The sequence below is a fragment of the Ihuprevotella massiliensis genome, from assembly GCA_900095835.1.
GTDB lineage: Bacteria > Bacteroidota > Bacteroidia > Bacteroidales > Bacteroidaceae > Alloprevotella > Alloprevotella massiliensis.
On record LT608321.1, the window covers coordinates 815885 to 841441 of the forward strand.

The window sequence follows — 25557 nt, forward strand, 5'->3', positions numbered from 1 at the left end:
AACATAATGAAGCTCTTCTCTCCAAGTAAAATCCAACATTGGGTCGCACTCCTCGGTGTGGCGCTCTGCTGTGTAGCCACTTGGGGGGCAGTTCATGCGGCGTTTGTGGCACCGCGCACGGAGAAAGCAGCTGAGCTACCAGCACCACAAGCGGTGCGCGACAGCATTGTTCCAAAGCGCAACCCACAAACAGAGCGTGTTGTGCCTTTTACTGTGCGTCCTACTGCCAGTGCCAACCCCTCATCTGACGACCGCCATTCTGGCGACTTGAAAGATCCGGAGAACCTCACCACGGGACTGTTCTATGATGAGGCGACAGGACTCTATAAATACGGCACAAAAGTAGGCGATCGCTTTGTTTTCTCTCCTATCTTCATGGGTACGGACGAAGTGATGCGCGAGGGCATCCGTCGATCTATGATGGATTACTTCCGCAAGCGCAACAACGAAGAATACCGTAGCCAAGGCAAAAATAGTTTTGACTTCACCGATATGCAATTTTCCCTCGGACCCGCAGAGAAAATTTTCGGTCCTGGCGGAGTGCGCGTGCGAACCCAAGGGAGTGCAGAACTAAAACTCGGAGCAAATCACAGATGGACGGACAATCCCTCGCTGTCGGAACGCAATCGCAGCGTGTTTGGCTTCGACTTCAATGAGAAAATCAATCTTGCCCTTAACGGAAAAGTGGGCGACAAGGTGAACATGGACTTCAACTATAACTCAGAAGCCACGTTCAACTTTGACGCGCAAAACCTCAAACTCCGCTACGAAGGCAAAGAAGATGAGATTATCAAACTCGTGGAAGCCGGTAATGTGTCCATGCCCACGCAGTCTTCGCTCATCCGTGGCGGACAAAGCCTCTTCGGTGTGCGGACGGATATGCAGTTCGGGCGGCTCAAACTGCAAACCATGCTGGCGCAAAAGAAATCGGCAGCACAAACTGTCAATTCCCGTGGTGGAGTGCAGCTCACCGACTTCGAGTTCTCAGCTTCCGACTACGACGAAAACCGACATTTCTTCCTTGCTCATTTCTTCCGCGACCACTACGACCAGTGGATGACGCAGCTCCCCAACATTCTTTCGGGAGTGACCATCAATCGCATCGAACTTTGGGTCACCAACAAGAGTGCTGCCACCACCAACACGCGCAATCTTATTGCCCTCACCGACTTGGGCGAAGCCAAGAAGTTCAACAATAAGGTCTGGGTAGCGACACCGAATGATGTGGCTCCCTCCAATCGTTCTAACAACACTTACAACTTCATCCTCCAAACGGCTCCGCAAGTGCGCGACATCACGCAGAGCAACGCCCAACTTGACGCAATGGATTTGGTGGGTGGTGAGGACTACGAAAAACTGGAAAGCGCACGCCTGCTGAGCAGTTCCGAATATTCGCTCAACTCTGCCTTGGGTTATGTGTCGCTCAAGTCTACGCTCCAACCCGACCAAGTGTTGGCAGTGGCGTTTGAATACACTTATCGCGGACAAACCTATCAAGTGGGGGAATTTTCTACCGACATCAAGGACAACACGCAAGCTCTCCTCGTCAAATCGCTCAAAAACACCGCGAACACCCCTAAGATGGGCAACTGGAAACTGATGATGCGCAACGTCTATGCGCTCGGAGCTACGGCAGTGCAACGTGAGCGGTTTGCCCTCGATGTCAAGTATTTGTCCGACACCACTGGTGTTGACATTTCCTATCTTCCTATTCCACGCCTCAAAGACAAGCGTTTACTTTCGCTCCTGGGCTTAGACAATCTGGACAACAACGCACGTCGCGTGCCGAATGGCTACTTTGACTTCGTGGAAGGCTACACCATCGACGCAGCTTCTGGGCGTGTTTTCTTCCCCCAAGTGGAACCCTTCGGTAGCTTCTTGGCAAATGTCATTGAAGATGCTGATGTGGCGCGCAGTTTTGCTTACACCGAACTCTACGATTCTACGCGCACCATTGCCAAGCAAGTGGCGGAACACAACAAGTTTGTCATCAAAGGTCGCTATAAAGCCACGAAGAGCGACGAGATTGTCCTCAACACTTCTGGCATTCCTCAAGGAAGTGTGGTCGTGACCGCTGGCGGACAAATCCTCACCGAAGGCAGTGACTACACTGTGGATTACAGTGCCGGTGTCGTACGCATCCTCAACAAGAGTATCCTCGATGCTGGAACGCCCATCCAATGCTCCGTAGAGTCCAACACCGACTACGGTTTGCAGCGCAAGACCATGATGGGCTTGAACTGGCAATACGACTTTTCACGCGACTTCCAATTTGGAGGTTCTCTCCTGCATCTCAGCGAGCAACCTTTGACCTCTAAAGTGGCGCTCGGCAGTGAACCGCTCAATAACACCCTTTGGGGGCTGAACATGGCATGGAAACAGCAAAGTCAGTGGCTCACTAATCTGGTGAACCGCCTGCCCTTCGTGCACGCCTCTGCCCCATCTTCCATCAACTTCACCGCTGAATTCGCACATCTCATTGCTGGACAAAGCAGTGAGGTGCAAGGTCGCGCCTCTTACTTAGACGACTTTGAGAATGCCAAGACTGAAATCGACATCTCTGCCCCCCAACAATGGAGTCTCTCTTCGGTGCCCTCGATGTTTGCGGAGTCGCAACTCAACAACGATGTGCGCTCTGGCTACAACCGCGCGCGCCTAGCGTGGTACACCATCGATCCACTCTTCACACGTCGCAACTCGTCCCTCACCCCTGGTCACATCAAATCCGACTTGCGTCAACTATCGGACGCGCGAGTGAGAGAGGTTTATGTCAGCGACCTCTACCCCAACAAGTCGTTGAACTACAAGGATGCTGCCACGCTTCCTGTGCTCAACCTCGCATTCTATCCCAACGAACGCGGACCTTACAACCTCGATCCAACCCTCGATCGCGATGGACATCTGGCTAATCCCACCCAACGCTGGGGAGGTATGATGCGTCGTCTCGAAACTTCCGATTTCCAAGCCGCAAATGTGGCGTACATCGAGTTTTGGATGATGGATCCTTTCACAGAGATTGACGGCAAAACCCCTAACTATACGGGTAATCTCTATTTCAATCTAGGAGAAATCTCAGAAGACGTACTCCGCGATGGTCGCAAGTTCTACGAAAGCGGAATGCCAGTGGATGGCGATCGCTCGCAACTCACGCAAACGGCATGGGGATGGGTGCCCAACCAAAGCGCAGTGACTTATGCTTTCAACACCGCTTCCGACAGTCGCCGACTGCAAGACATAGGTTTCAACGGATTGACCTCCGAAGAAGAACGCACCTTTGGTCCCTATGCCAAGTTCCTCGAAGACGTGCGCAGCCGTGTGCGTCCCGAAGTTTACGACTCACTCTTACAAAGTCCTTCAGCCGACCGCTATCACTATTACCGCGGTACGGACTTTGATGAGCGCCGCATGAGCATCCTCGATCGCTACAAGTTTATCAACAACCCCAATGGTAACTCTGTAGCTGCCGATGCTTCTCCCGAACGCTATTCCACAGCCTACAAAATCACTCCCGATGTGGAGGATATCAATCAGGACTATACGCTCAACGAATATGAGAAATACTACCAATATCGTGTGCAAATCCGTCCTGACGCCATGCAAGTGGGTCAGAATTACATCGTAGATAGTCGCACCATCAATGCGAAGACTCGAGATGGCAAGACACCCGAAACGAAGTGGTATCTCTTCCGCATCCCCATAGACCAGTACGAGCGTCGCTACGGAAGCATCAACGATTTCTCTTCCATCCGCTTCATGCGCATGTTCATGACGGGCTTTGACCAGCCTGCCGTGCTGCGTTTGGCGACGCTCAACTTGGTGCGCGGAGAATGGCGCGACTACGAACAGCCTCTCTACACCACTGGACTCGGTGGACAATCGGGCGAAATGGTGGTAAGTGCAGTGAACTTTGAAGAAAACAACGAGAAAACTCCGGTCAACTACGTGCTTCCTCCTGGCATCAGCCGTAGCATCGAACCCGGACAAGAGCAGGTGCTTGAAAACAATGAGCAAGCCCTCTCTCTGACCGTAAAGAATCTTTCTAGTGGCGATGCGCGTGCGGTATATAAAAACACGCAGCTCGACCTCCGTCGCTACAAGCACCTCCAACTTTTTGTCCATGCCAACGCCCTCCCTGGCGACAAAGATTTGGCAGATGGTCAAATCAGTTTGTTCGTGCGTTTGGGTTCTGACTATAAAAACAACTTCTACGAATACGAGATTCCTCTCACGCTCACTCCCGAAGGTCGCTACGGTGGTGAGGTGGGGCGCCGTGCCGTATGGCCCAATGACAACATGCTCGATGTGGATCTCGACCTTTTCACCCGGTTGAAGGCTGGTCGCAACCGCAAGAAAGCACAAGGTTTGGCAGCCTTCACCCAACTGTTCTCGGTATATGACCCTGCGCGCCCCAAGAACAAGGTAAGCATTCAGGGCAATCCTTCCTTGGGAGAAGTGCGCACCATCATGATTGGTGTGCGCAACAACTCGCGCGCTCCGCGCAGTGTCGAAGTGTGGGCAAATGAACTCCGTCTGCAAGACTTTGCCAATCAAGGGGGCTGGGCAGCTCAAAGCCAACTCAATATCCAACTCTCAGATTTGGCGACTATCAATCTGAGCGGACACCTAGAAACGAACGGATTCGGTGGATTGGAAGAAACCGTGAGCCAACGTCGCAACGACGATCTTTCGCAATTCTCCATGACGACCAATGTGGAATTGGGCAAACTCGTCCCCGAGAAAGTGAAGCTCACTGCGCCTGTCTACTATTCGTACTCCAAAGAGGTGGTAACTCCTCGCTACAATCCCCTCGACACCGACATGCCGATGGCGGATGCGCTGGCTTCGTTGCCTACATCGGCGCAGCGCGACTCCCTACGTGACCTCACCAATCGCGTAGTGGTGAACAAGAACTTCTCCGTTTCTGGTCTACGCTTCAACCGCACCACAAAAGGAAGCCCTATGCCTTACGACTTGGGGAACTTCACACTTGGCTTTGCACAATCCACGCGCCACACTGCAGGTACGACGACGGCTTGGGAGCGAGATATGAATTGGAAAATGAACTTTGCCTATGCCTATTCGCCAGGACGTTTTTCATTTGAGCCGCTTCGTGGTATCATCAAATCTAAATCTCCTTGGTTGCGCATCTTCAAGGATTTTGGCATCAACTATTTGCCACAAAGCATTGCGTTCAACTCGGATATTTCGCGCCACTATTATGAACTCCAAGAGCGCGACATGGAGAATCTAGAGAACAAGACACTTCCGCTCACCTTCTCTAGCGACTTCTTGTGGAATCGTAGCTTCCAACTCCGTTGGGATCCTACTAAAAACATTCACTTCAACTTTGCCTCTGGCACCAATGCGGAGATTGAGCAACCTAATACGCCCGTCAATGAAGCGCTTTATCCCGATCGCTACACAGCATGGAAGGACTCCATCACACGCAGCATCCTAGAACTTGGTCGTCCGCTCGCCTATCAGCAGAATGCCGAATTGTCGTGGAATATTCCGCTCAACAAAATCCCTGCCCTCGACTGGATCACTGCCGATGCTAAATACGGAAGTTCCTACAACTGGACACGCGGCATCGAGAGCACTACAGGGCAATCCTTGGGCAACAACATTGCCAACCGCCGCGACATCACCGCCAATGGTCGCTTCAATATGGAAAACCTATATAATAAGGTGCCTTTCTTGAAGCGAGTGAATCGTAAGTTCTCGCAGAGCAACACGCGCAACACGAAAGCTGAAAAGAAGTTCTACGAGAAAGAAATCGTGCTGCGCGCTGACACTACCTTCATTGTTCCTCACAACCAAGGCAGCAAGAAGCTCCGTGTCGTAGCAATTCGCAAAGACGGCTCACGCTATGCCATCAAATACAAAGTGCTTGACATCAACCGCATCGAAGTGCTCTCACGCGGTGCAGACTCTCTCAAGATTACCGTGGCAGCTCGCAAGCGTATGGAGGAACAAACATGGTATAAAGTAGCTGAAGTGGGCGCACGCGGACTGATGAGTCTGCGCAATTTCAATGTGAGCTATCGCAACAATGCGCAACTCTCTCTCCCGGGCTTCATGCCTAATGTGGGCGACATCTTCGGACAGTCACGCATGGGCAGCCTCTTTGTGCCTGGGCTCGACTTTGCCTTTGCTACAGCAGGCGAAGACTATGTGCAACGGGCTGCCGACAGAGGTTGGTTGCTCCAAAGCGACAGCATCACCACCCCTGCTACCTTCGCCCAAACGGAGGACTTCCAGCTGCGCGCACAGATAGAACCGGCACGCGATTTCCGCATCAGCCTCACTTTCTCGCGCAATCACAATCGCAACAAGACCATACAATACATGTTTGAGGGAATGCCATCGCTCCAAAGTGGCTCCTTTACAATGACCACTCTTTCCCTCGGTAGTGCCTTCTCATCTAATGGTACAGCGGACAATGGCTACCGCAGTGCGCGCTTCCAACAGTTCCTAGGTGCCCTCGATCGTTATCAAGCTCGACTACAACAGCGTTATGTAGGAACCACCTACCCTGCTGGACTCGGCTCATGGAGTGGACAACCATACAACCCCGAAAATGGCGTAGTAGGCAAGTATTCCAGCGAAGTGATGATACCTGCATTCTTGGACACTTATACTTCCATGGGTGGAACTACCGACATCTTCCCTATCCTAACAAAGCTCTTGCCCAACTGGACGCTCACTTACTCTGGACTGGCGTCACTACCTGCCTTCAAACGATGGTTCCGTGCCTTTAACCTCAACCACAGCTATCGCAGTCTTTACAATGTTGGTTCGTACAATAGCTTCCAAAGCTATCGTTCCGCAGTGGATGGACTCGGATTTATCAGCAATGTGGAGAATGGTCGTCCGCAACCTTCGTCGCAATTCGACATCTCGACAGTGAGCATCAACGAAAGTTTCTCTCCCCTCTTGGGTATAGATGCCACTTTCTACAACAGCATGACTGCCAAACTGGAAATGCGTCGCACACGTGTGCTTACGCTCTCCATGGCTTCTCAGTTGCTCACCGAGACTCACTCCAACGATATTGTTGTGGGCTTTGGCTATCGGGTCAATGATTTCAAGTTCCCCACGTTTGGTGGTAGTGGTGTAAAAGGAAAAAGCAGCAAATCTCGTCGTTCAGCACGAAGTGCTTCAGCCAACAACTCCAACAACGACAGTTTTTCTGATAGTGCTTCGGGTACATCTGGGGATGGTTTTGCCCACTCGCTCAACTTACGTCTGGACCTCTCGTTCCGTGATCAGAGTGCGCTACAACGCAATCTCCTCACCACGCTTTCTCAAGCCACGAGTGGCAACAGAGCGGTGCAAATATCCTTCTCAGCAGACTATGCCGTATCGCGTTTCTTTACCATCTCTGCCTACTACGAACGACAGATGAACCGTCCGCTCCTCACCTCTTCCGCCTTCCCCACCACGGTGCAAGACTTCGGTATCAACCTCAAATTCCAGTTGGCGAGATAGACANACCGCCGCGACATCACCGCCAATGGTCGCTTCAATATGGAAAACCTATATAATAAGGTGCCTTTCTTGAAGCGAGTGAATCGTAAGTTCTCGCAGAGCAACACGCGCAACACGAAAGCTGAAAAGAAGTTCTACGAGAAAGAAATCGTGCTGCGCGCTGACACTACCTTCATTGTTCCTCACAACCAAGGCAGCAAGAAGCTCCGTGTCGTAGCAATTCGCAAAGACGGCTCACGCTATGCCATCAAATACAAAGTGCTTGACATCAACCGCATCGAAGTGCTCTCACGCGGTGCAGACTCTCTCAAGATTACCGTGGCAGCTCGCAAGCGTATGGAGGAACAAACATGGTATAAAGTAGCTGAAGTGGGCGCACGCGGACTGATGAGTCTGCGCAATTTCAATGTGAGCTATCGCAACAATGCGCAACTCTCTCTCCCGGGCTTCATGCCTAATGTGGGCGACATCTTCGGACAGTCACGCATGGGCAGCCTCTTTGTGCCTGGGCTCGACTTTGCCTTTGCTACAGCAGGCGAAGACTATGTGCAACGGGCTGCCGACAGAGGTTGGTTGCTCCAAAGCGACAGCATCACCACCCCTGCTACCTTCGCCCAAACGGAGGACTTCCAGCTGCGCGCACAGATAGAACCGGCACGCGATTTCCGCATCAGCCTCACTTTCTCGCGCAATCACAATCGCAACAAGACCATACAATACATGTTTGAGGGAATGCCATCGCTCCAAAGTGGCTCCTTTACAATGACCACTCTTTCCCTCGGTAGTGCCTTCTCATCTAATGGTACAGCGGACAATGGCTACCGCAGTGCGCGCTTCCAACAGTTCCTAGGTGCCCTCGATCGTTATCAAGCTCGACTACAACAGCGTTATGTAGGAACCACCTACCCTGCTGGACTCGGCTCATGGAGTGGACAACCATACAACCCCGAAAATGGCGTAGTAGGCAAGTATTCCAGCGAAGTGATGATACCTGCATTCTTGGACACTTATACTTCCATGGGTGGAACTACCGACATCTTCCCTATCCTAACAAAGCTCTTGCCCAACTGGACGCTCACTTACTCTGGACTGGCGTCACTACCTGCCTTCAAACGATGGTTCCGTGCCTTTAACCTCAACCACAGCTATCGCAGTCTTTACAATGTTGGTTCGTACAATAGCTTCCAAAGCTATCGTTCCGCAGTGGATGGACTCGGATTTATCAGCAATGTGGAGAATGGTCGTCCGCAACCTTCGTCGCAATTCGACATCTCGACAGTGAGCATCAACGAAAGTTTCTCTCCCCTCTTGGGTATAGATGCCACTTTCTACAACAGCATGACTGCCAAACTGGAAATGCGTCGCACACGTGTGCTTACGCTCTCCATGGCTTCTCAGTTGCTCACCGAGACTCACTCCAACGATATTGTTGTGGGCTTTGGCTATCGGGTCAATGATTTCAAGTTCCCCACGTTTGGTGGTAGTGGTGTAAAAGGAAAAAGCAGCAAATCTCGTCGTTCAGCACGAAGTGCTTCAGCCAACAACTCCAACAACGACAGTTTTTCTGATAGTGCTTCGGGTACATCTGGGGATGGTTTTGCCCACTCGCTCAACTTACGTCTGGACCTCTCGTTCCGTGATCAGAGTGCGCTACAACGCAATCTCCTCACCACGCTTTCTCAAGCCACGAGTGGCAACAGAGCGGTGCAAATATCCTTCTCAGCAGACTATGCCGTATCGCGTTTCTTTACCATCTCTGCCTACTACGAACGACAGATGAACCGTCCGCTCCTCACCTCTTCCGCCTTCCCCACCACGGTGCAAGACTTCGGTATCAACCTCAAATTCCAGTTGGCGAGATAGACATTGACCCGTTCTCTCAAGTATCCCCCAAGTCACTGGTCTAATTCCCAAGGTTTATCCCCCGGATTAGCCACAAAGCTCACCGAAGAAGGGGTGGATAGGTCTTCCAAAGGACTTGCAAAGGCTCATCTTTAGGATTATCTTCAATGAAGCACAGTCTTTCTCTTTGTAGGAAGTCATAAACAAGCCGCGTGCGCAACGTATTTGTTGCGCACGCGGCTTTTCTTTTTGGGGAATTAATATGGAGTTTATCGGTCATAATAAAAATCGTATCTATGGTTGTGACACCAAAGATACGACCTTAGGGGAGAATAGAAAATGACAACTTTTCGCTATAAGCTAGCAAAAGCAGCCCATGCAGCAGCAGTGCGGTGGGCACTGGCTTGTCGTTTTCTTTTGTTGATAGAGGCTTGCATTGCTTTGCTCCACTTATCATGAGCTTCTTTCCTTTTCCGTTGGGCTTCTCGAAGCGCAAGCGTCCGTTGGAAGCGAGCATAGATGCCAGGGTGATGCTTTTCAGCACGACGATAAGACAAGTCTTGATGAGCAACTCTGAAAAGCACAACGACAAACATCACTACCCAGAAAGTCACCCAGAGAGAGACACACAGGGCGATGAGTCCCAGAACAAAAGCGATAGCCCATATTGTCAGCATAATACAAACTTTTAGAGTGTTGATAAATAGAAAGCTCCATCATGTAGAAGAGTCTTTATTGTCACCTCAAAAATAAAAATAAAATCACACCTCACCAAGCATTTAGCCAAGAATCTGAACTTTTTCCCTATCCATCATCGTGCATTCATGTCACTGACACAGACGCGTAGGGCGTACTCTTTAAGTTGAAAAAGCCAGCGGATATAGTGAATCGTGTCCTAAATCTAGAACTCTATCCATCATCTATGTTGCTCTGCACCACACCTCTATATGATAAACTCGGAGGAATCTGAAAAAACGTCGGAGATTTTCAAAATTATCTCGGAGAAAATTCAAAAAAACTCCGACGTTTTTGGAAAATTCTCCGACGTTTTTCGAGAAACGTCGGAGTTCTTGTGAGGAAATCGCCTTTATGACACAAGAGCGCTCACAGAGCATTATTAGTACTGATGGAGCAATAGGAACACGAAAAGAAAATGGTGGACACTTCACCGTGAAGTGTCCACCATTAGATATGTGAGAAATAGCGTTTATGCTATGAGAAGTGCACTACAAGAAAGCGCGGAAAACACCATAAGAGAAGGTGTCGAGATAGCTGTAAACGCAACCCAAGATGCCGAGGAGCATGACGCCTGCTACGCAAATGGCGATCGCTGTGCGAGAATAACAGTCGCTCTTGAAAGTGGCAATGGGATTCTCACTAGGATTGATGTACATTGCTTTCACAATGAGGAGATAGTAGTAGAGTGAAATCACCGTGTTGATCAAGGCGATGAGCACCAACCAATGATAACCTGCGTGGAAAGCTGCCATAAAGACGAAGAACTTCGAGAAGAAACCTGCGAATGGGGGAATACCTGCCAAAGAGAACAAGCAGAGCGTCATGATGAACGCGAGCTTGGGATTGGTGCGGTAAAGTCCGTTGTAGTCGTCAATGCCGATGAGTCCGCTGTTTTGCTCTACGACATTCATCACGGCAAATGCACCCATGTTGGCTGCCATATAGACGAGGAGGTAGAAAACCATGGCTGTCATGCCTTGCGCTGTGCCGCCCATGAGGGTGAGCACGAGGTACCCGGCTTGAGAGATGGCAGAGAATGCCATGAAACGCTTGAGGTTTTTCTGACGAATGGCGAAGAGGTTGGCAATGGTGATAGAAGCAATGATGATCCAGAAGAAGGCAGTGTTCCAGGCTTCAAAGAGACCACCGTTAGCGGAGAACACTTTCGTGAGCACTGTGAAAAGCACAAAGGCTGCACTACCCTTAGAAATCACGCTCAAATAGCCTGTAACGACGGTGGGTGCACCTTCGTAAGTGTCGGCTGTCCAGAGGTGGAAGGGAACAAGAGAAATCTTGAAGCCCATGCCGGTGATAAAGAAGAGCATGCCGAGGAGGGTGTATGCGTTGGCTTTGCCCAGAAGAGCGAAGACTCCATCAAAATACAAGGTGCCAGTGCCTCCATAAATCAACGAGAGACCGTAGAGCAACAAACCAGCTGAGAAGAGGGCGAGCAAGATGAACTTGGCGCCGGCTTCGGCACTTTCGTAGCGATATTTGTCGTAGCTCACGAGAGCTGCCATTGGGATAGAAGCTAACTCGAGTCCGATGAAGAACATGAGGAAGTGTCCGCTGGAAATCATGAAGTACATGCCGAGGAGGGTGAAGAGGGTGATGATGTAGAACTCACCTTGTTTCACCAAATTCTCTTGACGCGACATCCACTCATGTGCCATGAGGAAGGTGATGAGTGTGCCGATGCTGAGCACCGACTTAACGATACCACCCATGGCAGTGGTGACATACATGCCACCGAAAGCGGTGGTGGCTGCATCACCACTGAGTGTGGGCACGAGATTCAACAATGTGTGCGCTGCCAAAAGGATGATGGGCAACGGAGTGTTGTAGATGCCTTTTTGCTCCTTGCCGTCGCCACTCATGAATAGATCAGCAATGAAGAGGATAACAATCACTGCGAGGAGTGAAAGTTCTGCTTGCATGCTAAGAAACTGTGAAAAGTCCATGCTGTATTGATACGTTTAGGAGTTTACAAAAAGGGATTACTATGACTGTTCAACAGAGAACCTGCTTGTTGGAGGTGCTCAATCACGGGATGCACGCCAGTGCGAATCATGTCGCTGACCCAGAAAGGTGCAAGACCGAGTGCTGCAACGGCGAGGATGAGACAGATGACAGAGAAACGCTCGTCCCAAGTGGCATCGGTGAGTTGGAGATGATGCTCGTTGGTGGGCACTCCATAGAGGATTTTACCGACAAGTCGCAAGATGTAAACCGCGGTGATGACGATGGAGGTGCAAGCGATAATGGTCATGGTGGTGTAGAAAGTACCGGTGTTCTCGAACGATCCTACGAAGATGGTCATTTCAGCAACGAAACCTGAAAGTCCGGGAAGACCGAGGTTGGCTAAACCAGCAATGACGTAGCAGACTGCGAGGAAAGGCATAATCTTCATCAGGCCTGCCAACTCGCGGATGTCACGCGTGTGGGTGCGACCATAGATGAAACCGATGAGCGCGAAGAAGAGTGCAGTCATCAAACCGTGAGAAAGCATCTGAAGGATAGCACCGGTGCTGGCAGTTTCAGTAGCCATACAGATGGCGAAGAGCACGAGTCCGCAGTGAGAAACCGATGAATACGCGTTGATGTATTTGAGGTCTGTTTGCACACAAGCAGAGAAAGCCCCATATACCACAGAGATACCGGTGAGGATAAGGAAAATCCAACTAAGTTCGTTGGCTGCTTCGGGCAAGAGATACATGGCGATGCGGAAGCATCCGTATCCTCCGAGCTTCATCAAGACACCAGCGTGGAGCATAGACACTGCAGTGGGTGCAGAAGCGTGACCATCGGGTGACCAAGTGTGGAAGGGGAACAAGGCACCAAGGATACCAAAACCTACAAAGGTCATGGGGAACCAAATCAACTGCCAGTTGGTGGCAATGGCGTGCGCCCCGTTGGTATGGTTGGCAATGTCGATGATGTTCATGGTTTGACCACCTGCACCATAGAAGATGCCGAAGATTCCGCACATGAGGAAGGCAGAACCTCCCATCAACATCAGGGTCAGTTTCATCGCTGCATATTCTTTGCGCCCACTACCCCACACTCCGATGAGGAGATACATGGGGATAAGGGCGATTTCATAGAACATGAACATAGCGAACATGTCGGTGGTGATGAAGAAGCCAAACACACCCATGGAGAGAAGGGTGAACCAGAGGAAGTATTCCTTGGTCAATGGCTTGAGTTGCCAAGAAGCAAAAGTACCAGTGAAGGTGATGATGGCAGAGAGGAGCAACATGGCTACGCTGATGCCGTCAACACCAACGGTGTAGTTGATGTGAAGGGGTGGAAACCACTCTACACTGCTCACAAAGAGCATTTCGCTGTGGGGATCGAGCGCGCGCGCATCGAGGAAGGCGAAGACCAGATAGACGGAGAGTGCCAAGAGGGCTGTGCTCCCGGCTACCATGACGCCTCGAACCTGATTGAGACTGCGCGCAATCCAAAGCGCGGGCAGCATCAAAAGGGGGATTAGTACGAATATCGAAAGAAAATTCATAGTCGTGATGTTAGAGTATCATGATGAGTAAGAGCACCAAAGTGCCGAGGAGGAAGACAAACGCGTAAGTTTGCACACTTCCGTTTTGCAAGCCTCGGATGCAGAGCGAGAGACGCTGCGTGCCCCAAGCCAAGAAATCGAAGAAGCCATCAATGATGTGGCGATCGAACCATGCAATGGGACGAGAGATATAACGGAAAATGATGCGATGAGTCACGAATTGGTAGACTTCATCCATATAGAAGCGTTTGTAAGCCCATTGATGGAGATTTGGCAAAGCGGCTTGCATCTTTTCTGCAATGGGTTGTTTCTTACCAGCATATATATATGTGGCAAGGGCAATGCTCAACACGGCAATCACACTGCTAGTGATAGCAATGCTGCTGTCGAGATGGATGTCGTAAGCTGTGCCTGCTGCAGAGATGAAATGACCGAAAGGCATCCAACCTGCACCAAGTGTGATTACACTCAAAATGATGAGTGGGAGCGTCATGGTCCAAGGGGATTCGTGGGGAGTGTGATGCGCGTATTGCTCACTATTGTCTTGTCCCCAGAAAATGCCGTAGTAAAGACGGAACATGTAGAAGGCTGTCATGGCAGCTACCATGGTCATCCACCACCCCAACACAGGACTGTAGTGGAAGCAGGCGGTGATGATTTCATCTTTGGAGAAGAAACCAGAAAGACCGGGAATACCTGCGATGGCTAAGCAACTGATGAGGAAGGTGATGTGGGTGATGGGCATATATTTGCGCAATCCGCCCATTTTGCTCATTTCGTTACTGTGAACTGCGTGAATGATGCAACCTGCGCCCAAGAAGAGGCAAGCCTTAAACATGGCGTGGGTGAAGAGATGGAACAAACCTGCCATGTATCCGAGGGAAGCGTGATTGTCTATCAAGGCTCCTTCGTGACCAGGAAGGCTAGCTCCGAGGGCTACCATCATAAAGGCGATTTGTGAAATCGTTGAGAACGCGAGTACACGCTTGATGTCACTTTGCACACAAGCCACAGCAGCGGCATAGAATGCGGTGATGGCGCCTACCCATACAACTATGGAGAGAGAAGAAGGTGCGTATTCCATCCACATGGGGAACATGCGGGCGATTTGTACGACACCCGCAACGACCATCGTTGCAGCGTGAATCAAAGCTGACACTGGAGTGGGACCTTCCATCGCATCGGGCAACCAAATGTGGAGGGGGAACATGGCACTCTTACCCGCACCACCGATGAACATCAACACCAAAGCAGTGGGGATGAGGAAGCCCGCTGCAACCACTTCTTTGCTGATGGCAACGGGAAGGAAGGTTGCGGCTCCAGCACCGTATTGGATGTGCGCACCGAAGTCAAAGTTGAACGTGTGTGCAAAATATCCAAAGATGAGGATACCCACCAAGAAGAACATATCGGCAAAGCGAGTGACGATGAAGGCTTTCTTGGAAGCTGCGATAGCAGCAGGACTAGTGTAGTAGAAACCGATGAGGAGATAAGAAGACACACCCACCAATTCCCAGAAAAGGTACATTTGGAAGATATTGGTCGCCAACACCAAGCCGAGCATCGACATGGTGAAGAGGCTCAAATAGGCATAGTAGCGTTGGAAACCACGCTCACCGTGCATATAACCGAAGGAGTAGAGATGCACCATCAACGAGACAGTGGAGATGACCACGAGCATCATCACAGAGATGGGATCGAGGAGAATACCGAGGTCGAAGTGCAAGCTACCCAAAGGCAACCAAGTGAAGTTGAAAGGCACAATCGTTGGGAACGTGCCATCAGCCAGACGTTCAGTACCGAAGAAGTACTGATAAGCCGTTGTGTAAGACAATATCGTCACCAAAGCCAAAGAAATGGTACCGATAAGTCCTGCTGCTTTATGACTCCACACCTTACCAGTCTTGGTGATGTCGAGATCTACCACACCAATCAAGAGGAAGGAGAGGAGAGGAAGTAGGAGGATAAAGATAGTATAATCCATTGTTTATAGTTGCTTTGAGTCGTTACCACTTCATCTTCTTCAACTGATCCACAGAGAGATTGTTGAGATGACGATAGATGTTGATCATAATGGCAATGGCGATGGCACTTTCTGCTGCGGCAATGGCAATCGCGAAGATGGAAAAGAAGAGACCTTCGTGTCCACCAGGGAACAACAGGCGATTGAAGACCGCAAAGTTGAGGTCGGCTGCATTGAGCATCAACTCAATACTGAGCAAAATCGCCAATGTGCTCTTACGCGTGAGGAAACCATAGATGCCAGCAAACAGCATAACAGCCGATACGGCTAGAAGACATTCGATAGGGATCATAATGTTTTGTTCTGAATGTAGAGGGATATTGCTGAATGTTGAAGTTATCGCTTACGCGCAATGACAAGACCAGCCACGATACACGCGAGAAGTAACACTGAAACGGCTTCAAAAGGAAGCAGGAAACCGCCTTTATCACCTGAAAGCATGTGGTAACCGATGTCGCTCATAGAAGGTACTGCGCCTTCTGAGGGTGCGGGCAAGAACACCTGACCAAAACCGTGTGTCCAAAAGATGCCACCCACCACGGCTAAGCCAACAAGACTGAGCACGAGAGCACTGATGGATTTCAGGCGACTGCCTTTGGTGAGCTGTTCTTGCTGTCCACTGGTGAGCAAGATGGAAAACACATAAAGCACAATGATGCCTCCAGCGTAAACCATGATTTGCACCGAACCAAGGAAGGTGTAGCCCAGCAGGAAGTACAATCCAGCAGTGCCAAGCAGCACAAACAGCAGATAAGTGGCTGCGCGAATGATGCTCTTAGTCACCACCGTTGCGATGGAAGAACAGAGGATCAGCACGGCAAGCACCACAAACATAATATTGTATGCGTTCATTTTGCTGAGTTTATTAGATTACTTTTTAGGCTGCACCACCGAACCAGGGTGATTCAAATGTTTCACCAATTTGGTTCTATCGAAAACAGCATATTCAAATTCGTTGTCAAAATCCAATGCACCATGAGGACAGCTCGTCACGCAGAGCATGCAATACATACAGCGACCGTGATCGTAGATATGATTGAGCAGCACCTTTTTCTTACGTCCTGTTTCAGGATCCTCCAGCATCTCTGTTTCGATGACGATGGTATCATTAGGACATACATTTTGACAAACTCCACAACCAACGCACTTGTGTTGGTTGAGTTCATTGTGCGGAAGGATGAGCTGTCCACGAAAACGCTCAAACATCTTGTTCTCTTTGCGGTTTTCGGGGTAACGCTCTGTAATTTTAGGCGTCCAGAACTCGCGCATCGTGGTTTTCAATCCCGTGAGCAAGCTCTTCACACCTCCTACAAGTCCAGAGAAATAATTTTGATTTTCCATTGTTATATCTATTTGGAGGTGAGATTAGAAAGTCAAACCGAAACTAACGAGTACTGCCATCAACACGAGAAGCACCATTGACATAGGCATCAAATACTTCCACTCTAGGCGCAAGATTTGATCGACACGCAAACGAGGGAATGTCCAGCGGATCCAAAGCAACAAAGCTACGACGAAGAATGTCTTACCGATGAACCATACAAAGCCAGGGACGTAAGCCATCACTTCGTTGAATCCATCCAACCCTGGTACTACGAGAGGAGCCCAACCACCCAAGAACATGGTGGCTGCCATGCCCGCGCAGATGACGATGTTGAGGTATTCGGCGAGATAGTAGAAACCGAAGTCCATACCGGAATATTCGGTGTGGTAACCTGCGGTCAATTCACTTTCACTTTCAGGCAAGTCGAAAGGTCCACGGTTACATTCAGCATTACCAGCAATGAGATAAATCACAAAAGCAGGAATTGCCACAATGTGACCACGGAAGATATTCCAACCCAATTCGGCTTGTTGTTGACAAATTTCAGAGAAACTCATGGTTCCAGTGAGGCAAATCATGCTGAGCATGACCAAACCGATGGAGAGTTCATAGGAAATGATTTGTGCACCAGCACGCATCGAACCGACAAGCGCAAACTTGTTGTTGGAAGACCAACCAGCGAGCAAAATGCCCACTACGCCCACACTGCCCACAGCCAGGAAGAAGAACACGCCCACATTGAAATCAATGATTTGTGCGCCTTTGTTCCAAGGCAAGCAAGCGAAGGTGACCATAGAAGCCGTCACCACCAGGAAAGGAGCGATGCGGTGCAAGAATTGGTCAGTTTTACGGAAATTGATGACTTCCTTGGTCATCATCTTGAGCACGTCGCTAATCACCTGCAGCAAGCCCCACTTACCCACACGGTCAGGTCCGATGCGGCACTGGAAAGCTGCGCAGACTTTACGCTCTGCGTAAATCATGATGATGGCGAAAATGGCGTAGATGGTGATGATAACCAAAGCTACCAGCACGCATTCCACCAAGATTGCCAAGCTGTCTCCCATCCATCCAGAGAGCAAGCTGTGCAGCCAAGTCGTCACGACAGAAAAATCAAACATAATATGTTTTGTTATTGGGTTAATCCTTGAGAGAAATTCGCATTATCGGTCGATATCGGGCACTACATAGTCGATGGTTCCACCGATAGTAATCAAGTCGGCAATCATATTGCCACGACATGCCGTGTCCATCACTGCCACGAGAGGCAAACCTGTGGCGCGATAGTGCAAGCGATAAGGGAATTTATCACCACGGCTCTCGAGATAAACACCCAAGATACCACGGCTTCCCTCGACAGCTGAATAGTAGCTACCAGCAGGTACTTTAATCACGGGTTTCATCTTCTCTGCGAAGTTACCCTCAGGAATGTTGTCAATCAGTTGTTCGATGATGTGGAGCGATTCGCGAATCTCATCGAGACGAATCATATAACGCGCAAAGCTGTCGCCTTCGGTGCGCACCACTTCATTGAACTCTACACGATCATAAGCGGCATAAGGACGGTGCTTACGCAAGTCGTTGCTCCAACCAGAGGCACGACCCGTACCGCCGGTGCAACCAAACGAAATGGCTTGCTCCTTGGTGATGATACCTACACCCTTCGCACGTGTTTGGAAAATCACATTGCCCGTGAAGATGTCGTCATACTCTTTGAGATTCTTGCGCATCGTCACGATGAATTCCTTCACGCGCTTTTGGAAGTTGGGGTGAATGTCGTAAGCCAAACCACCAATCATGTTGTAGTTGAGAATCAAACGACCACCGCAAGTTTCTTCAAAGATGTCGAGAATGAGTTCGCGATCGCGGAAACCATAAAGGAACGCCGTTGTCGCACCCATGTCTTGGCACAAGCAAGAGAAGAAGAGCAAGTGAGAGTCGATACGTTGCAACTCGTCCATGATGGTACGAATCACTTGCACGCGATCGCTCACTTCCACTCCCATAGCCTGTTCAATGCAAGCGCAAAGAGCGTGGCGGTTTTGCATCGCACCGAGATAGTCCATACGATCGGTGAGCGCAAGCGTCTGAGGATAAGTCAGTTCTTCACTGATTTTCTCGATACCGCGGTGAATATAGCCGAGGTGTGGATCGATTTTCGTAATCGTTTCACCATTGATGCGCGTGCGGAAGTGCAACACACCATGCGTTGAGGGGTGTTGAGGACCGAGGTTGATGACATAATCATCTTCCTCAAAGAGAGGAGTTTCGGTTTTATTGAGCGAACCATCTTGATTGAGGGTGTAGCACACTGCCAAATCAGAGATTGGTTCATCGCCAACAGCGATTTCTTCGTTGTGTTCTTCAGGTTTGTCGTCCTTGCGGAAAGGATGTCCCACCCAGTCTTCGCGCAAGAAGATGCGGCGCATATCGGGGTGGTTCAAAAATTTGATGCCGTAGAAGTCGTAAACTTCACGTTCGTAGAAATTGGCAATGTCCCAAAGGTCGCAAACAGAGTCGAGGTAAGGCTCTTCCTTGCTCTCTGCCACAGCCTTAATGTGCTTCATTTCAAAGGTTTCGGCATTAGACACGCTGTAGACTACGCCCATGCCTTCCTCACCCCAGTCCACACCAGTGAGACTTTCGAGGAAAGTGTAGCCTTCGGCTTTGAGTTTTGCCAAAGTGCTGTGCAGTTCTTTAGCCTCGACAACTTCAGCTTTCACCTCATTCTTTGCAGGCGCTGCAGGTTTTGGCGCAGGACGTGGCACTGCAGGGCGTGCAGGACGTGGAGCGGCAGGAGCGGCTGCTGCAGGTTGTTCGGCTGTTGCAGGTTTCTCAGCAGCAGGCTTTTCAGCCACCGCGGTTTTTTCTTCCGCCTTAGGCGCTGGAGCTTCTGCTTTGGGAGCAGCTTCTTGTGCAGGAGCTGTGATGAGTTGTGCTTCAGCAGTGGTAGGCTTCTCTTCGGTCTTAGGTGCAGTGGCTTCAGCCTTGGGAGCCTCTGCCTTTTCTTCCACCTTATCATCGGTTGTCACAGCCTCTGCCGCAGGTGCAGTAACTGCACTCACAGCATTATTTTCTGCCGCAGGAGACACATTTTCAGCAGCCTTGGGAGCAACTTCCGCGGCGGTATTTTCCGTTTGAGGCGTCAATTGTTCTTTTTCTTCCATTATGCTTCCTCCTGTTCGTTAAGCAGTTCTTTATATTCTTGTTGCATCTCTTTCTTGTAGGGGTCTTTTTCTTTGCGGTTCACCGTGCCAAAGAAGTTTTCCACACGCACTTTGCGCTGCAACTGCATCATGCCATACAAGAAGGCTTCGGGACGTGGAGGGCAACCTGGCACGTAGACATCCACAGGAATCACCTTGTCCACACCCTTCACCACGTGATAACTCTTGGTGAAAGGACCACCGGAGATGGCGCAACCACCAATGGCGACCACATATTTAGGATCGGGCATCTGGTTGTACAAACGCTTCAACACAGGCGCCATTTTGGTGGTAATCGTACCATTCACCAAAATCACGTCGGCTTGACGAGGACTGTTGCGCGTGATTTCAAAGCCAAAACGAGCCATATCATAACGAGCAGCCGCCACCGCCATAAATTCGATACCGCAGCAGCTAGTGGCAAAGGTCAAATGCCAAAGGGAATTACTGCGTCCCCAGTCGATGAGCTTGTCCAACTGGCCCACCATCACGCCTACCCCATTCTCATTCAACTCTTGAACGAGCTTCTCGAGCGTTTCATTATCTTGAAACTCTTCGTAGGGGATATTATTTATTTCGGGTCTTTTGATTACTGCCATTCCAAAGCTCCTTTCTTCCAGGCATAGGCAAGTCCCAGAACTAAGATAAACAAGAAGAAACCAATGCTCAACAATGCCGCAGGACCGAGCGTGCGCATCACGACCGCCCATGGGAAGAGGAACATGGTCTCCACATCGAACATGAGGAATAGGATGGCAAAGAGGTAGTAGCCTACACGAAATTGCATCCACGAGCGTCCGCGAGTGGGAATACCGCACTCAAAGGGGTCTTCCTTTTGGGCATTGAAGCTGCGAGGTGCCAATAGTTTTACGAGCACCGACACGAGACCTACAAACCCTAGACCCGTCAGCAACGCTGTGACAAAAAGGGTAAAGTTCATTGTGCTAAGTGGAGATATTTAAATTGTTATTTTTAGAGTCTGATCAATCGACCAATGGGTCGCTAACGCCCTGTCATGGTGAGGAAGAAAGGTATGGACAAGTGTCCACAAACGGTTCAGGCACGCCCCAAATATTGGCGTGCGCTTCAAGAAACAGAGAGATTACAGTCCGATTTCTCGTGCTTTATACACTGATTCTCAATGGAAAACATGTTATGCCAATGATTTAGATTGGTGACTATGTTCACGATTCATCGTCTTACGTATCTGCAAAGGTACAATTTTTTATGTATTGCAGGCGATTTTCATGGAGTTTTTATCTAGCACACGTCCACTTTCGCACCGCAAAACGCGAAAATGCAAGCTATCTTCTTTCTGCAAACAGCGCAGCACGCAGGCATCACTGCCCACTTGCTGCGCTATATCTATACGAGTAGAGGAGAAAACGCTATGTTTAGAAGCGATAAGTCACACCGATGTCCGCGGGGCAAAACGTTCCATATTCATTGCCAACGTGATAGCCATCAAGATTACGATTCTCCCATTTCTGACGTTTACTTTCAACATTCCAAATGTTGCCAATCCCTATTTGAGTCTTGACCGCCCAGCGGTCGTTGATGTTCCACGATCGTCCCCATACAAGACTCACACTATAGGTATAGAGTTGGTTATGCTCTTCGGGGTAGGACTTGAGAAATGCCATTCTCTGATAAGCCCATTGCGTACGAACCGCAAGATAACTGCCTTCGTTATTCTCGTTTTCGGTGATGCCTGCAAAATACCAGCGCAGTCCGAGTTCGGCAGTTGGTTGAAATCCCGCATACGTCCAAGGGTTTCCCTCGTCAGACATCGAAAGACCCAGCTTTCCAACGGCAGAAAACTTTCCGCCAATGGGTTGTTCATAACTGACACCACTCAACACTCCGACCTCAGCAGCAAACTTGGGTTCTGGTTTGTAATGTGTCGATGGTATAGTTGTTGGAATAAGAGAATTAAGAAAAAGACCAAGAGCACTAGCTACAAATTCGCCTAGCCTATCGGTAGAAGAAGTTAGAAAGAACATATTCTATCAATACTTACCAAAACAAAATACGGCCAATCCATTCATTGCCATCTTGAGAAAAACAACATGCACATAGTAGGAAGTTCTTCATTGAAATAGACTGAAATAGGTTTTTAAGTTTATCGATGCAAAGATAACAACAGCCTTCATTCCTTACAAGGAAATCCCCAATTAAATTTCAATATACCGTGCATTTCTAATTGGAAAGCATACAATGTCTTTTTTATCCAACTCTTCAAAACCGATAGACGAGGCCGATGTCGACGGGACAAGTGAGGCCACTTGTCTCGGTGCCATAATTTTCTGGTTGGTCGTAGAAGGCTTCTTGGGCTGCGGTACGGAGATAGCCATGCGCGCCGATGCCGATTTGTGTTTTCAACGCCCAGCGTGGATTGAGATTCCACGTGCGCCCCCACACAAGGGAGTAGTCAAATGCGGCTACGTGGTGATACTGATTGGGACGAGCTGCCCAGAGCGCCATCTTTTGATAACTGATGAAGCTGCGGAGCGCAAGGTAGCTCCCTTCGTTGTTGGCATTGCTGGGAGAAACACCAGAGAAATACCAGCGCAGGCCGAGTTCTGCGGCGGGTTGAAAACCGCTATACGCCCATGGGTTGCCCTGATCGAGCATCGTCACCCCTGCTTTGCCCACGAGAGAGAATTTCCCTCCGATGGGTTGCTCATAGCTCACCCCACTCAGCACCCCTACTTCGGCAGCAAACTTCGGTTGCGGTGGGTCGGGACTGGTGGTGAAATGCGTGGTGCTAATGAGGCTGCCCAATGCATAGAGCAAATTGACGACGAACTCCCCTAAACGTTCTGAGGAATCAAGAAATAGCATATTTGTGTCGATGAATGATGGAAGAAGCTTGTGAGAAGAGCTAGAAGAAGTGTGGAAATAATGGGAAGATTGAGGAAAAAAGCAGCAGAAGAGAGGGGTAACGGAAGAGATGCTCAAAGGTAAATTGCGGCCTCAATCTGTACATTCGCGATCCAGCACGACCACGCGGAGGAAATCGCGGAGATGCACTCCGCAACGCCCTGCCCCACCCTGCGCATCGCTCACGCAGAGGATTGTCTGACGGCCATCTGCCAAACGACGTCCCAGACACATTCCTTCATAGTTGGCTAGACTACGGCAAAACACGCCCAACTGGGTGCGCCATTCAGCGACCTCCATCACAGGTGTCTGAAGGGCGAGCACGTGCCACGGAGTGGCGATGAGCATTGTATCGGTGGTCCTGCTATCGGAGCTGATTTTTTCAGCACTCAGTGCCCATTGCTGCAGAGCATCGGGAGCAATCCATCGCAATCGAATGTGGCATTTCGCGCCCAAGTAGGTGCGAGGCACCGAGAGTTCACGCTCCATCACGAGCAAAGACCCATTGGGCAAAAAACAAAGAGCTGGCACCCCTTGTAGATAATAACGCGCTTGTCGCGAAAGTTGCGGAGTAGCCATGCGATAAGGCACGATGCGTTGGGCGGTGAAGGTACTATCCCAGAAGGTAAGGCGCAAATCGAGTGGCACAGTGGGCAACAGTTGCTCAGGACGCGCCGGGGCATCTACCCGAAGGGGTGATTCGCTCGTAGTGCACCACAGTTGGGTGCGCGCATCGTGGGCAAGGGCTTCAAAACCTAAGTTGGCAAAAATGCTATCTCGCGAAAAATAAGGAGGAATAACCATCGTTGCCCCTAGCTGTTGTGTAGCGGTGTCGTAGGCAGTGAGCGTTTGGTCACCTTCGTTGGCTATCCACACCGCTCCACGCTGTGCATCAAAAACCAAGTCTTCCACATCAAGGGCTGTTGCAGGTAGATTCGCACCAGCCTGCAGCGGACGAAAGCCCAGTGCAGAAACGTACGTGACTTGCCCTGTGAGACTATCTTGCTCGATGCTCCATTCAAAATAGCCCAGACTCGGTGCTTTGTCACTGACTACTGCGAAACGACCGTTGCCCAAAGGAGTGATGCCGCTGTAATTGCCTGCAGGGATGCCCCATTTCGACAAAGCTCTCTGGGGCAACACTTGAGCCAACTGCGCTGACAGAGGAAGGCTCACAAGGAGCATCAGCAACCACATCACCGCTCTACTCTGCAGTATCTTATGCAAGGGTGTGCGGGTGGGCAAGAAGTCCGAGACAAAGGACATCAAAAGACGACATCGATGGCTTCGCACAGAGCAAAACCATCGATGTATATGGGGAAATAAAATATCAATCATCGAGCATCAGAGGCAATTGCACCGGTTGGCTACCGAGCAAAAGCGCTGCAAGTCCACCAGCAGTAAGCACGTTATCGGGGCGATGTTCAAGCACACGCACTTCACCTTCAAAGAGTTCGTAATAACCATTGTTTTCGGGGATATCTTCGTCGTTCTCCACCCCCACGGTGAGTTGCAAACCAGGGTGCACACGTCCCAAGAACTGGAGGAACCCTAAGACATCTACCACACGCGCCATGGCGTAGGGCTTAGACTCTTTGAAACCACGCCCCGGACATCCGCCTACTACTGCCACTTCTTGCACCTCAAACACTTCTGCTACACGGCGGCGGAAGTGATACACCACGTTTTGATCGGTGGTGAGCATAAAGCGAATGTGGCCATAAAAATCCTTTTTCGAGGGCTTACCGCTCTTAAGAATGCGGGGTTGTTTAATGGCAACGCAGAATCCCACTATCTTGCCGCGACGACGCGCCACGAAGAGTTGTCCACCTTGTTGTTGATGCAGTTGGAGCGCAGTCTCAAAACTATCGCGATCGTGACGGATTTCATAGTCGTGACGTCCACCAAAGGTGTTGTAGAAGGTCCACAATTCCCGTCCCCAAGTTGCTTCGGGGAGGATGTCGAGATTGAAGTCGGGACGATAATTTTCGGGGAGATCGAAAGGCACCAACAAGCGATGTGTGGCAGTCCAGAAACTACCTAGATGCTCTTTCTCGATGGCTTTGCGATGCTTCTCATCGTGAGGTAGCAAAAAGCTCAACAGTTGCCCTTCATCATACATTTTTCGGAGGGCTTGGCGCACCACTTGTGCTTCGAGTTTGCCGTGGTCTTCACCACTTTCTGCGCAAAGTCCATTGAGGTGTCCCACAGACACGGCTTTGCCACCAAAGAGGAACTTGAAAGGAAGTACCTGCACGGCAGCACGAACTTTGCCATCGTGGCGCACTGTTACATTGCGCTCATCGGTATAACGACGCTGAAAATAGAGATCGAGACGTTCGGAAGAGACTTCGGGAAAGGAGGATTCCCACAAAGCACGCGTTTGTTGCTGTATGTTTTCTGGTGATAGGAGCATGCAATTAGGTATATTTAGGAGAATATAAAGTGACTAAGTCGGAAACACGCTGGAGCATATTGGAGCATTCAGAGAGAGGAGATGGGCATCTCAAACGAGATTTGCCCTGAAAAC

Annotated in this window: 17 protein-coding genes; 2 read left to right on the forward strand and 15 right to left on the reverse strand. The window is 50.0% G+C overall.

The features are described from left to right. Positions 1 to 6: 6 nt before the first annotated feature. Together sov (BQ2633_RS03485) and sov (BQ2633_RS03490) are read left to right on the forward strand one after the other, a co-directional pair. Positions 7 to 7491 carry a T9SS outer membrane translocon Sov/SprA gene (sov, locus tag BQ2633_RS03485; protein WP_075565126.1) on the forward strand — a complete coding sequence of 2495 codons (7485 nt, stop codon included), beginning with the start codon at positions 7 to 9 and terminating at the stop codon, positions 7489 to 7491. A gap of 15 nt (positions 7492 to 7506) precedes the next feature. Further along, complete coding sequence (sov, locus tag BQ2633_RS03490; RefSeq protein WP_346048687.1) at positions 7507 to 9354, forward strand: T9SS outer membrane translocon Sov/SprA; 1848 nt, start codon at positions 7507 to 7509, stop codon at positions 9352 to 9354. A 332-nt stretch (positions 9355 to 9686) separates the two neighbouring features. Here sov (BQ2633_RS03490) and BQ2633_RS03495 read toward each other — a convergent pair whose 3' ends face one another. From BQ2633_RS03495 to BQ2633_RS03565, 15 genes are all read right to left on the reverse strand, one after another. Further along, entirely contained in the window at positions 9687 to 10010 is a 324-nt protein-coding gene (locus tag BQ2633_RS03495; RefSeq protein WP_075565130.1) for a hypothetical protein, read from the reverse strand. A 549-nt stretch (positions 10011 to 10559) separates the two neighbouring features. After that, positions 10560 to 12032, reverse strand: a complete 1473-nt coding sequence (locus BQ2633_RS03500) for an NADH-quinone oxidoreductase subunit N (protein ID WP_075565132.1) — start codon at positions 12030 to 12032, stop codon at positions 10560 to 10562. 23 nt (positions 12033 to 12055) lie between these two features. Continuing rightward, entirely contained in the window at positions 12056 to 13591 is a 1536-nt protein-coding gene (locus BQ2633_RS03505) for a complex I subunit 4 family protein (RefSeq protein WP_075565134.1), read from the reverse strand. A 10-nt stretch (positions 13592 to 13601) separates the two neighbouring features. Then, positions 13602 to 15575, reverse strand: a complete 1974-nt coding sequence (gene nuoL / locus BQ2633_RS03510; protein ID WP_075565135.1) for an NADH-quinone oxidoreductase subunit L — start codon at positions 15573 to 15575, stop codon at positions 13602 to 13604. A 22-nt stretch (positions 15576 to 15597) separates the two neighbouring features. Next, entirely contained in the window at positions 15598 to 15906 is a 309-nt protein-coding gene (nuoK, locus tag BQ2633_RS03515; RefSeq protein ID WP_075565137.1) for an NADH-quinone oxidoreductase subunit NuoK, read from the reverse strand. Positions 15907 to 15950: 44 nt separating this feature from the next. Further along, positions 15951 to 16466, reverse strand: coding sequence for an NADH-quinone oxidoreductase subunit J family protein (locus BQ2633_RS03520; protein ID WP_075565139.1), 516 nt, complete (start codon positions 16464 to 16466; stop codon positions 15951 to 15953). A gap of 18 nt (positions 16467 to 16484) precedes the next feature. After that, on the reverse strand, positions 16485 to 16955 hold the full coding sequence (locus BQ2633_RS03525) for a 4Fe-4S binding protein (protein ID WP_075565141.1): 471 nt from the start codon (positions 16953 to 16955) through the stop codon (positions 16485 to 16487). 24 nt (positions 16956 to 16979) lie between these two features. Next, positions 16980 to 18059, reverse strand: coding sequence for an NADH-quinone oxidoreductase subunit NuoH (gene nuoH / locus BQ2633_RS03530; protein ID WP_075565143.1), 1080 nt, complete (start codon positions 18057 to 18059; stop codon positions 16980 to 16982). A 42-nt stretch (positions 18060 to 18101) separates the two neighbouring features. Then, positions 18102 to 19661 (reverse strand): NADH-quinone oxidoreductase subunit D-related protein, encoded by a 1560-nt coding sequence (locus tag BQ2633_RS03535; protein WP_075567166.1) that lies wholly within the window; start codon positions 19659 to 19661, stop codon positions 18102 to 18104. Positions 19662 to 20104: 443 nt separating this feature from the next. Continuing rightward, entirely contained in the window at positions 20105 to 20743 is a 639-nt protein-coding gene (locus BQ2633_RS03540) for an NADH-quinone oxidoreductase subunit B (RefSeq protein WP_075565145.1), read from the reverse strand. Continuing rightward, positions 20734 to 21084 carry an NADH-quinone oxidoreductase subunit A gene (locus BQ2633_RS03545; RefSeq protein WP_009437298.1) on the reverse strand — a complete coding sequence of 117 codons (351 nt, stop codon included), beginning with the start codon at positions 21082 to 21084 and terminating at the stop codon, positions 20734 to 20736. The genes BQ2633_RS03540 and BQ2633_RS03545 overlap by 10 nt, the downstream gene beginning before the upstream one ends. A 454-nt stretch (positions 21085 to 21538) precedes the next feature. After that, complete coding sequence (locus tag BQ2633_RS03550) at positions 21539 to 22147, reverse strand: DUF3575 domain-containing protein (RefSeq protein ID WP_083233927.1); 609 nt, start codon at positions 22145 to 22147, stop codon at positions 21539 to 21541. Positions 22148 to 22382: 235 nt separating this feature from the next. Continuing rightward, positions 22383 to 22988 carry a DUF3575 domain-containing protein gene (locus BQ2633_RS03555; RefSeq protein ID WP_075565149.1) on the reverse strand — a complete coding sequence of 202 codons (606 nt, stop codon included), beginning with the start codon at positions 22986 to 22988 and terminating at the stop codon, positions 22383 to 22385. A gap of 132 nt (positions 22989 to 23120) precedes the next feature. Next, a complete protein-coding gene (locus tag BQ2633_RS03560) occupies positions 23121 to 24293 on the reverse strand; it encodes an esterase-like activity of phytase family protein (RefSeq protein WP_176720089.1) in 1173 nt (390 codons plus the stop codon). 64 nt (positions 24294 to 24357) lie between these two features. Further along, positions 24358 to 25443: a GNAT family N-acetyltransferase gene (locus BQ2633_RS03565; protein WP_075565152.1), complete on the reverse strand. Its 1086-nt coding sequence runs from the start codon at positions 25441 to 25443 to the stop codon at positions 24358 to 24360. Between the last annotated feature and the right edge of the window lie 114 nt (positions 25444 to 25557).